Below are 1,761 nucleotides of genomic sequence, written 5' to 3' on the forward strand. Positions count from 1 at the left end.
ATTGCGGTCGTCATGGTGATCAAACTATTCGACCCCACTGACAGTCCGAGAAAGCACAGGTCAGACCAGATGTGCAGAGAACTCCGCCGCTACGCGGCTCCGCTCCAAGGACCCATTCCTCCCCGGCCTGAAGGCCGGGGCATCCTGGGAGAAGTCAGGTGACAGGCATGTACGTCTCCGATCACGGAGGGGTGTCGGTGTCATGTTCGGTGACCATGCCGCTCCGTCGAGCGGGGTGCTTCCGGGCGAGGCTGCCTGTCTCCAGGCTAGAGGTGCGCAAGTGATATTTGCGCGAAAGTGCGGGCATTCAGTCGTTCATGCGCTCGTGTGAGTGACTTCGAGGTCGAAGAGGAGCGGGATGGCCGGCCGTGCGGCACTGACGGCGCAACGCATCCGCGTGGCCGTTGAGCTGCGGAAAATGCGGGAACGCGCAGGCATGACCGCCACGGAAGCAGCACGTCAACTCGGCACCAGCCAAGGCCAACTCAGCAACGTGGAGTCAGCGAGGTTCGGCGTCAGCGGTGATCGGATCCGTGCGCTGGCACACGTCTACGAGTGTGCTGAGCACGATTTCGTCGATGCGCTGGTCATGCTGGCGGAAGAGCGCATCCGAGGCTGGTGGGAGCAGTACCGCGACCTGCTGCCCACGGGGCTGGTCGATCTCGCTGAGCTCGAACACCGTGCCGTGCGGTTGCGGGCCGCCATCACCGCCCATGTGCCGGGTCTGCTGCAGACGCACGACCACGCTCGGGAGGTCTTCGGCCAGGTGGTCCCGGCACTCGCCCCACAGGACCTGGAACGCCGCCTGTCCTTCCGCGTCAAACGCCAGACCGTGTTGGACAGGATCCCGCCGACGCCGTACCAGGCGATCATCCACGAGGCCGCACTGCGGATGAAGTTCGGCGGCCCCGCAGTGGCGCGGGCGCAGCTGCACCATCTCGTGGAGATGAGCCAACGGGATCACGTCGAGATCCTGGTGATCCCGTTCGATGCGGGCGCCTTCCCGGGATCGGGGCAGTCGATCTTCTACGCCCATGGCCCCGTCTCACGGCTGGACACCGTTCACCTCGACCAGTCGCACGGCCCGGCCTTCCTCGACGCCGAAGCACAACTGAGCAAGTACCGGGTGCTGCTGGAGCGTATGGAGGCCACCGCGCTGGGCCCCGAGGACTCCCGAACCTTCATCACAGAGATCGCCCAACGCCTGTAAAGGAGCGCACCATGCCGATATGGAAGAAGTCGTCCTACTGTGGCGAAGGCGAGGCGTGCGTCCTCGTCGCCTCCGAGCCCGAAACGATCCGGGTGACGGACGGAACCTGGACGGTCATGTCCGTCACCCCGGACGCCTGGACCGATTTCCTGCGAAGTCTGCGGGCATGAACTTCTGGTGTCCCACTCCCGAGGACGTCACCCATCCCGGCCTGTCGGCCGCCATTGCCAGAATGCGCACGTAGCGATCGATGGCGGCCTGTGTTCGGCCCCTGACGGGCCGGACCCGCTGAGAAGCAGGAGCACGTAGCGATCCGACGCGCCCTGGCCGCCCTTTCGTGCAGTCATCCCGACGACTGCACTCCTGCTTCCGCCCGGAGGGCGGCCGGCCGAGCGGCAGCCGCTGACCCGCCCGCCGAAGCCGGAGTCGATGGATCCTCGGTCCCCCATGCCGTTCCCCCGGGGGCCGCCCGACAGTCCTTGTCGTTCCGTGACGGTCGTCGGGGTCAAGGGTGGCCCAACGGGCCATCGCCCTCCGGGCGACGCGACGAA

General features: G+C 66.3%; 2 protein-coding genes. Both read left to right on the forward strand.

Annotated elements, in window-relative coordinates:
* Positions 1–358 precede the first annotated feature (358 nt).
* Positions 359–1,210 carry a helix-turn-helix transcriptional regulator gene (locus tag AB0O36_RS36960; RefSeq protein ID WP_365118381.1) on the forward strand — a complete coding sequence of 284 codons (852 nt, stop codon included), beginning with the start codon at positions 359–361 and terminating at the stop codon, positions 1,208–1,210.
* An 11-nt stretch (positions 1,211–1,221) separates the two neighbouring features.
* Complete coding sequence (locus tag AB0O36_RS36965; protein ID WP_365118383.1) at positions 1,222–1,380, forward strand: DUF397 domain-containing protein; 159 nt, start codon at positions 1,222–1,224, stop codon at positions 1,378–1,380.
* Positions 1,381–1,761: the final 381 nt, after the last annotated feature.

The organism is Streptomyces sp. NPDC089799 (assembly GCF_040684755.1).
GTDB lineage: Bacteria > Actinomycetota > Actinomycetes > Streptomycetales > Streptomycetaceae > Streptomyces.

What these genes read in the sequence shown, in the direction of transcription:
- AB0O36_RS36960 (WP_365118381.1), top strand. Translation starts at nt 359, where the DNA reads ATGGCCGGCCGTGCGGCACTGACGGCGCAACGCATCCGCGTGGCCGTT.
- AB0O36_RS36965 (WP_365118383.1), top strand. Translation starts at nt 1,222, where the DNA reads ATGCCGATATGGAAGAAGTCGTCCTACTGTGGCGAAGGCGAGGCGTGC.